The sequence below is a fragment of the Microcystis aeruginosa LEGE 91341 genome, from assembly GCF_015206885.1.
GTDB classification, from domain to species: Bacteria; Cyanobacteriota; Cyanobacteriia; order Cyanobacteriales; family Microcystaceae; genus Microcystis; species Microcystis aeruginosa_H.
On record NZ_JADEXY010000177.1, the window covers coordinates 1 to 7,634 of the forward strand.

The following is a 7,634-nucleotide window of genomic DNA, read 5'->3' on the forward strand; positions in this document are numbered from 1 at the left end:
GCAAAATTATAGATGATTTCCTGACCTAAGATCACATTTTATTCTTTTTTCCACTTCAATCTAAGAATTGAGAAAAAAGCAAAACCTTATATTATACCATAAAAAAATTATGCAAGAGGTCTAATATACAAGACTTTGATTGTTGATAGCTTACTGGTATAATATTGGAGCGGACTCGAAACCCGATCGCACTGTGGGAACAGGAGATCAGTTGATGATCAAAATTGAAAATCTTAAGCTAATTGTCAAAAATTATGACCGCTGAAATTATTTGTGTAGGAACGGAATTATTATTAGGGGATATAGTTAATACTAACGCCCAATATTTAGCCCTAGAATTGGCAAAATTAGGCATTCCCCATTATTATCAAACGGTGGTGGGGGATAATGTGGAAAGACTGAAAAAAGCGATCGCAATTGCCCAAGAACGTTCTTCAATTTTAATTTTTACCGGTGGACTGGGACCGACTCCCGACGATTTAACCACAGAAACAATCGCCGATTTTTTCCAAACGCCCCTCAGAGAAGATCAGGAGATTTTAGCGGAAATCGAGGCTAAATTTACGAGTTTAGGGCGAGAAATGCCTCCTAGTAACAGTAAACAGGCTTTAATACCCGTGGGGGCTGATTTTTTGCCAAATCCGACGGGAACCGCCCCCGGCATGATCTGGCAACCACAGACTAACGTAACTATTCTCACTTTCCCCGGAGTACCCTCAGAAATGAAGAGAATGTGGGTAGAAACGGCGATTCCCTACCTAAAAAGTCAAGGATGGGGCAAAGAAAGGATTTATAGTCGTTCTCTCAAATTTCGCGGTATTGGTGAGTCAGCTTTAGCGGAAAAAGTAGCCCATTTATTTGATCTGACTAACCCCACCGTTGCTCCCTATGCTGGTTTAGGCGAAGTGCGTTTACGAATTGCGACGAAAGCACCTTCTTTAGAGGCTGCTTTGCAGGTAATTGAACCAGTAGCGGCGGAAATTAAGGAAATCGCTGGATTAGATTATTTTGGCGCTGATGATGATACTTTACCCGCAGTGGTGGGGGAACTGTTGCGGCGGCAAAAACAAACTTTGAGTGTGGCAGAATCCTGTACCGGAGGGGGATTAGGAGAAATTATCACCCAAATCGCCGGCAGTTCCGATTATTTTTGGGGTGGGGTTATTTCCTACGATAATCGGGTAAAAGTTGCCCTCTTAGACGTAAATGAGCGGGATTTAAATAATGTCGGGGCTGTCAGTGCCATTGTTGCTCAACAGATGGCCCTAGGGGTGCAAAAACGCCTCGCTACGGATTGGGGGATCAGTATCACGGGTATTGCTGGACCAGGCGGAGGCAGTGAGACGAAACCCGTGGGTCTAGTTTATATCGGTTTAGCCAGTCCTGACGGAAATGTTACCGTATCAGAGCATCGTTTCGGAGAAAATCGAGATCGCTTGACCATTCGCCAGATTAGTGCCTATACCGCCCTTGATCGCCTACGCCGGAATTTATTAACAATATCTTAAAAAAGAATTGCCAAGAATATATACTCAGACTAAAAAGTTATGTTAAGCTTAACATAAGTACAAGATATAGATTCCCCCGTTCGTCAGATTGAACAGCCAAACGATAAAAATTAGTTAAAATTCTCTAGAATCAAGCTTTTGCGTGGCTGTTGCGGGGATCAATCGACGAAAACTCATAGCTAGTATCTCAAAGGAGCCATTTGGTCAATGGACTATTTAGATGAAGTGATAGAAAAATTGAGAGAATGGGCGCGCAAACTGGTCGAGAGTGTTTTTGGTCCGGAACCGGAACCCGAACCCGAACTAATCCCGATCCCCGTGCGCGATCACAGTCGATAAAGCCACCGGTAAAACAGAATATTGCGATAATATCAGTGCAAACTTACTATGAGTCTGCACTTGATTTTTGGCAGAAGCCAAGCCTAGCTTAATTTGGTGACGATTTGATTATTTAGTAACAATTCTTGACTGAGTAAATCTTCCACATTAATCCGCAGAAAACACTGATCATCAATCCAGAACTGCACTTTAATGCGATCTTTACCCCGGAAACCTAAAGGATCGAGTTGAGCTATCGATCGGGATCCCTCGCGATCGTTTAAGGGTTGGACGCTAGTTTCTCCATTACTCAGGGAACGAGTGATTAATTTATCGCCATCAAAATAGACCTCCATTGCCCCCATTTCTGTGCCTAATTCACCGATAATTAACTCAATGCTAGGCTGATTGTCCACAGAAGCACCTAGGACTAATTCCACGGGTTTTTCCATAGGATAGGGTTGTCCAGAGTTAATAATCGGATGCCAAGCGTGGGCATTTTTGCGACGATTCCAGTAACGAATCCCGTAGCTATGATAGAGAAAATCTTTGACTTGATAACCTTGGGCTAATTGTAACGCTCCCAAAGCGATCGCTTCAAAGGGTCGATCCTCTTTAATTTTACTACTATCAAAATACTGTCGCACCCAATCTTTTACCGCCGGAATTTGTACAGTTCCCCCAACTAATAACACCGCATCGATATCGCTAACTTCAATTCCATTGCGTCTTCCCTGTTGCAAAACTCCCGTCATTAAATCATCTAATTGATTAAAAAAGTTTTGTTGTTGGAGAATATCGGTCAATTGTTTTCGATCTAAGCTTAACTCGTAACTCTCGAAATTTTCCTCATCAAAATATACCTCCTCGGCGGTCAATTGGGAAGAAAGTTTAATTTTTAATCTTTCTGCTAGACGAGTAGTCAGAGAAGTTTTTACTAAAGATTGCTTTTGGGCAAAATAATCGACAATCCAATCGTCGATATCTGACCCCCCTAAATTTGTCCCCGCCTTGGCTAAAACCCTCGCTAGTTTAGTTTTTTGGACGGAATTATTGCCTAAAAGTTTTTCTCCCCACTTGAGAATAAAACCTTGATTTTTTTGAGGATTATCTAAATCTAATTGTACCAAAGAAAGATCGAGGGTGCCACCGCCAAAATCTACCACTAAAATCACTTGATCAACCGTGCTTCCATAACCCAAAGCGGCGGCCGTGGGTTCATCAATTAGTCGAATTTGTTCGATTTCCCATCCCTGACAAACATTACTTAACCAATTGCGGTAACTTTCAAAACTATCGACGGGAACGGTTAAAACTAGAGATTGGGGGGTTTCTGGGGTGGTGTTTTTTAAGTTGTCGATGATGCTATCAAGAAACCATTGACCAACTCCCTCGAAACTGAGGACAGTTTCCTCTAATTCCGGTAAAAATCCTTGAATTTTTGCGCCGATACCTCGTTTAAAGCGACGAAAAAAACGCGGATCTCGATCGATATCTAAACCCCGATCGCGCACTGCTTGACCGGCAATTACTTGCAGAGGATTGGCTGATTTAATATAGAGTAAACTGGGAATTAGGGGGGGATTGTCGGCTATTTGTTGGGATAACTCCGATAATTTCACGGTTTCGGCCCTATTTGTCGCCCCATTCCAACGAGTAATGACGGTATTACTGGTTCCGAAATCAATAGCGTAGAACACGATCGATAGTTTTTAGGTAAATTTAGTTAATTATTGGCTATTGTAACCTGTTATTTACTGAACCCGCCCGATCAAGGTGGAAGTTTCCCAAAAAAATCGGGAATTTGATCAGCGCAAGCTAAAGAATTCTGTGCAGAAACTTGACAAATAATCTTTAATAGTATAAGTTGCACCTGATCAAAGGACTATGTTAGCAGTTACCACCGCACCCGAAACCCTCTCCTTAGAAATTCCTAGCGCGATCGCTCTCTCTATCACTCTTGAACAGTTTGAAGCCCTTGCTGCGGTCAACCGTGACTTAAAATTAGAACGTACAGTCCAAGGAGAATTAATCGTGAATCCCCCGACAGGTGGTGAATCAGGACAGCGAAATTTTCGTATAACAGGACAATTGTTTCGCTGGTGCGAAGAAAATGAAGCTTTAGGGGTCGGGTTTGACTCTTCCACCGGATTTATACTACCAAATGGGGCGATTCGTTCTCCTGATCTATCTTGGATGAGTCGAGAACGCTGGGAATCTTTAACCCCTAAGCAGAAAAAGGGATTTATTCCCCTCTGTCCCGATTTTGTGGTGGAATTGCGCTCTGAATCCGATAGTCTTGACAAATTACGGAAAAAACTGCTTGAGTATAGGGAAAATGGCGCAAGGTTAGGCTGGTTAATCGATCCCCAGAATCGGCAAGTTGAAATTTATCGTCAAGGAAAGGAAGTGGATATCTTAGAAAATCCCACTGATTTATCGGGTGAAGATGTTTTACCTAATTTTAGCTTAAAATTAAAGCTCTGATGTTTTCAGGAGTAATCCTGCGATATTCTGCCAATCTTTTTGAGATCGGGGATTCGCTTCTAAATTATCTAAGAATTCCTTTTTCTAGGTCATCATCAAATGAGCATCGAAAAGTCTTTAGTCTCGTCAGGTAAAAGTCTTTATCAAGAAGATTTCTACCGATGGTTACAAGAAACCGCTAATTTACTCAAAGAACATCGTTTTGAAAAATTAGACTTAGAAAATTTGATCGAAGAAATTGAAACGATGGGAAGGAGTGAAAAACGAGAACTAGAAAGTCGCTTAACCGTCATTGCCGAACATTTGCTTAAATTGACTTACTGGCTAACTGAAAAGGAAGCAAATGCTCAAGGATGGCGCAGCACAATTGTTGAACAACGCCGACAAGTTCAACGCTTATTAAAAGAGAGTCCAAGTCTGAGAAGATTGATTCCTGAAATCTGGATAGATTGTTACCAAGCAGCCAGAGAAGATACTGTCAGAAAGTATCTTCTCTATGCTGATTTATTCCCGATTGAATCACCCTTCACCCTTGCAGAAATCCTTGATTCTGACTATCTTCCTTAAAACTCAAGTTCAGTATTTTATCGATGAAGACAATGCCCAACAAAGCAAAGCGTTAAACGGCAATCACTACCTCTGATTTACCAAATCAAAGTAAGATTTAAACTAAATTCTGGCAGAATACTTTCCCCCGATAAACTCTCTGGATTAGTTAAAATTTCTACTGCCTGTCCTTGACGATAAATTTCTACTTCTCTAGTTTTTCTATTGATTAACCAACCTAAACGAGTCCCATTATCTAAATATTCCTGCATTTTTTTCCTAGCAGTTTTTAGGCTATCACTAGGAGACATTAATTCAATGACAAAATCGGGAGATAGAGGTAAAAATCTTTCCTTTTGTTGTGGGGTTAAAGCTTGCCATTTTTCTAAGGGTATCCAAGCAGCATCGGGAGAGCGATCGGCCCCATTCGGTAGTTTAAACCCCGTGGAGGAATCAAAAACTACACCTAATTTATGTAGGTTATTCCATAACCATAATTGGGCAGTGATTCCAGCGTTAGAATTACCAGTTTCTCCTCCGGTTGGTGGCATAATAATTAAATCTCCTTTTGCGTTGCGTTCCAAACGTAAATCTCGGTTATCCTGACAAAGTTGAAAGAATTGTTCATCGCTGAGTTTCCAAGATTCAAATTTAATTTCTACTACTGTCATCATAGATTCTCTTTTATAGGATTATAGAATTACCAAATATTATCAAGTTCTAAGACAAATTGAGATAAAATATTTTCCCCCGATAAACTCTCTGGATTAGTTAAAATTTCTACTGCCTTTCCTTGACGATAAATTTCTACTTCTCTAGTTTTTCTATTGATTAACCAACCTAAACGAGTTCCATTATCTAAATATTCCTGCATTTTTTTCCTAGCAGTTTCTAGGTTGTCATTAGGAGACATTAATTCAATGACAAAATCGGGAGATAGAGGTAAAAATCTTTCCTTTTGTTGTGGGGTTAAAGCTTGCCATTTTTCTAAGGGTATCCAAGCAGCATCGGGAGAGCGATCGGCTCCATTGGGTAGTTTAAATCCTGTGGAGGAATCAAAAGCGATACCCGTACCATTGTTATCTGACCAATTAAATAATTGTTGGGTGATTCTACCGTTACTATTGCCAGTTTTTCCCCCCGTCGGTGGCATAATAATTAAATCTCCTTTTGCGTTGCGTTCCAAACGTAAATCTCGGTTATCCTGACACAGTTGAAAAAACTGTTCATCGTTGAGTTGCCAAGATTCAAATTTAACTTCTACTGTCATTATTATCCCCAACCTACTCTCGTCTAAACTTTATGGTAACGCCCTAGGGCAAGAGATGTTCCTGGATGAAATTAGTGTAAACATCTCCGGCTAAAAAAGCTGGAGTTTCCAGTATTTTACGATGGAAATCAATAGTCGTCGGTACTCCCGTGATCGCACATTCCCTTAGGGCCCGTTTCATGCGTTTAATCGCAGTTTCGCGATTTTCTCCCCAGACAATTAACTTACCGATTAGGGAATCGTAATAGGGGGGGATTTCGTAATCGGTGTAAACGTGGGAATCCATGCGGACACCGGGACCACCGGGGGGCAGATAACCGCTAATTTTGCCGGGGTGAGGGCGAAAATTGTGATCGGGATCCTCGGCATTAATGCGACACTCGATCGAATGCCCTCTAAATATCACCTGATCTTGCTTAATTTGCAGTTTTTCGCCCTGTGCCACCCGAATTTGTTCTCGGATCAGGTCTATCCCCGTGATCATCTCCGTGACCGGGTGTTCCACCTGAATACGGGTGTTCATTTCCATGAAGTAAAAATTACCGTGTTTATCGACTAAAAATTCCACGGTTCCCACCCCGACGTAATTAATCGATTTAGCGGCTTTAACGGCGGCATTACCCATTTTTGAGCGTAAATGGGGCGTTAAGAAGGGGCTAGGTGCTTCTTCTAGCAGTTTTTGGTGTCGTCGCTGAATCGAACAGTCTCTTTCTCCTAAATGGATCACGTTACCGTGACTATCGGCCAAAATCTGAAACTCGATATGTCGGGGACATTCGATAAATTTTTCTAGATATACTCCCGAATTGCCAAAAGCCGCTTCTGCTTCCCCTTGGGCGGCTTTTAACATATTGCCTAGTTCATCTGCACTCTTGACAAGACGCATTCCACGCCCTCCACCGCCAGCAGTGGCTTTAATCAGGACAGGATAACCGATGTCATCAGCGATACGCTTTGCTTCCGCTTCCGAGGTAATTAAACCACCACTGCCGGGGATAGTGGGAACTCCCGCTTTTTGCATGGTTTTTTTAGCGGTGGATTTATCGCCCATAGCCAGAATAGCACTGGGAGACGGACCGATAAAAGTTAGCTGATGATCGGCACAAATCTCGGCAAAGCGGGCGTTTTCTGCCAAAAAACCGTAACCAGGATGGATGGCCGTGGCGTTGCGTGTTAGGGCAGCCGAGATGATATTAGGGATATTTAGGTAACTTTTGCTGCTCGGAGGCGGACCAATACAAACACTCTCATCGGCCAGTTGAACATGAAGGGCGTGGCGATCGATGGTAGAGTGGACGGCAACGGTTCTAATGCCCAATTCTTCGCAACTATGAAGGATTCTTAAGGCGATTTCCCCGCGATTGGCGATTAATATCTTGGCAAACTGCATTGGACGACCACGAGATCATGCTGGTGTGATAGGCGACTATTTAGTAGAATATCTGGTTTTGTTACCTTGGGGAAATCGGGTTGGGGAAGTGGGGAGATGGGGAAGTGGGGAGATG

Annotated in this window: 8 protein-coding genes; 4 read left to right on the forward strand and 4 right to left on the reverse strand. The window is 42.3% G+C overall.

All coding sequences use genetic code 11. From position 1 onward, the window contains the following. Window positions 1-254: 254 nt before the first annotated feature. Entirely contained in the window at window positions 255-1,508 is a 1,254-nt protein-coding gene (locus IQ234_RS19040) for a competence/damage-inducible protein A (protein WP_193958228.1), read from the forward strand. A 207-nt stretch (window positions 1,509-1,715) separates the two neighbouring features. After that, window positions 1,716-1,847: a hypothetical protein gene (locus IQ234_RS21655; RefSeq protein ID WP_002731870.1), complete on the forward strand. Its 132-nt coding sequence runs from the start codon at window positions 1,716-1,718 to the stop codon at window positions 1,845-1,847. Between the two features lie 83 nt (window positions 1,848-1,930). On the opposite strand, the gene IQ234_RS19045 is transcribed toward IQ234_RS21655, so the two are convergent. Continuing rightward, complete coding sequence (locus IQ234_RS19045; RefSeq protein WP_193958229.1) at window positions 1,931-3,526, reverse strand: Hsp70 family protein; 1,596 nt, start codon at window positions 3,524-3,526, stop codon at window positions 1,931-1,933. 187 nt (window positions 3,527-3,713) lie between these two features. Here IQ234_RS19045 and IQ234_RS19050 point away from each other — a divergent pair, with 187 nt between their 5' ends. After that, complete coding sequence (locus tag IQ234_RS19050; protein WP_193958230.1) at window positions 3,714-4,313, forward strand: Uma2 family endonuclease; 600 nt, start codon at window positions 3,714-3,716, stop codon at window positions 4,311-4,313. A 99-nt stretch (window positions 4,314-4,412) separates the two neighbouring features. Further along, on the forward strand, window positions 4,413-4,880 hold the full coding sequence (locus IQ234_RS19055) for a DUF29 domain-containing protein (protein ID WP_193958231.1): 468 nt from the start codon (window positions 4,413-4,415) through the stop codon (window positions 4,878-4,880). A gap of 77 nt (window positions 4,881-4,957) precedes the next feature. On the opposite strand, the gene IQ234_RS19060 is transcribed toward IQ234_RS19055, so the two are convergent. The 3 genes from IQ234_RS19060 to accC are packed head-to-tail and all read right to left on the reverse strand — an operon-like array spanning window position 4,958 to window position 7,519. Further along, the gene (locus IQ234_RS19060) at window positions 4,958-5,533 is read right to left on the reverse strand and encodes a Uma2 family endonuclease (RefSeq protein WP_193958233.1); all 576 of its coding nucleotides are present in this window, start codon (window positions 5,531-5,533) and stop codon (window positions 4,958-4,960) included. A 26-nt stretch (window positions 5,534-5,559) separates the two neighbouring features. Further along, entirely contained in the window at window positions 5,560-6,129 is a 570-nt protein-coding gene (locus IQ234_RS19065; protein WP_193958234.1) for a Uma2 family endonuclease, read from the reverse strand. A gap of 43 nt (window positions 6,130-6,172) precedes the next feature. Beyond that, window positions 6,173-7,519: an acetyl-CoA carboxylase biotin carboxylase subunit gene (gene accC, locus IQ234_RS19070; protein WP_193958235.1), complete on the reverse strand. Its 1,347-nt coding sequence runs from the start codon at window positions 7,517-7,519 to the stop codon at window positions 6,173-6,175. Between the last annotated feature and the right edge of the window lie 115 nt (window positions 7,520-7,634).

Bases quoted from the DNA above. Each gene is read 5' to 3' on its own strand.
- IQ234_RS19040 (WP_193958228.1), top strand. From the start codon at position 255: ATGACCGCTGAAATTATTTGTGTAGGAACGGAATTATTATTAGGGGAT.
- IQ234_RS21655 (WP_002731870.1), top strand. From the start codon at position 1,716: ATGGACTATTTAGATGAAGTGATAGAAAAATTGAGAGAATGGGCGCGC.
- IQ234_RS19050 (WP_193958230.1), top strand. From the start codon at position 3,714: ATGTTAGCAGTTACCACCGCACCCGAAACCCTCTCCTTAGAAATTCCT.
- IQ234_RS19055 (WP_193958231.1), top strand. From the start codon at position 4,413: ATGAGCATCGAAAAGTCTTTAGTCTCGTCAGGTAAAAGTCTTTATCAA.
- IQ234_RS19060 (WP_193958233.1), bottom strand. From the start codon at position 5,533: ATGATGACAGTAGTAGAAATTAAATTTGAATCTTGGAAACTCAGCGAT.
- IQ234_RS19065 (WP_193958234.1), bottom strand. From the start codon at position 6,129: ATGACAGTAGAAGTTAAATTTGAATCTTGGCAACTCAACGATGAACAG.
- accC (WP_193958235.1), bottom strand. From the start codon at position 7,519: ATGCAGTTTGCCAAGATATTAATCGCCAATCGCGGGGAAATCGCCTTA.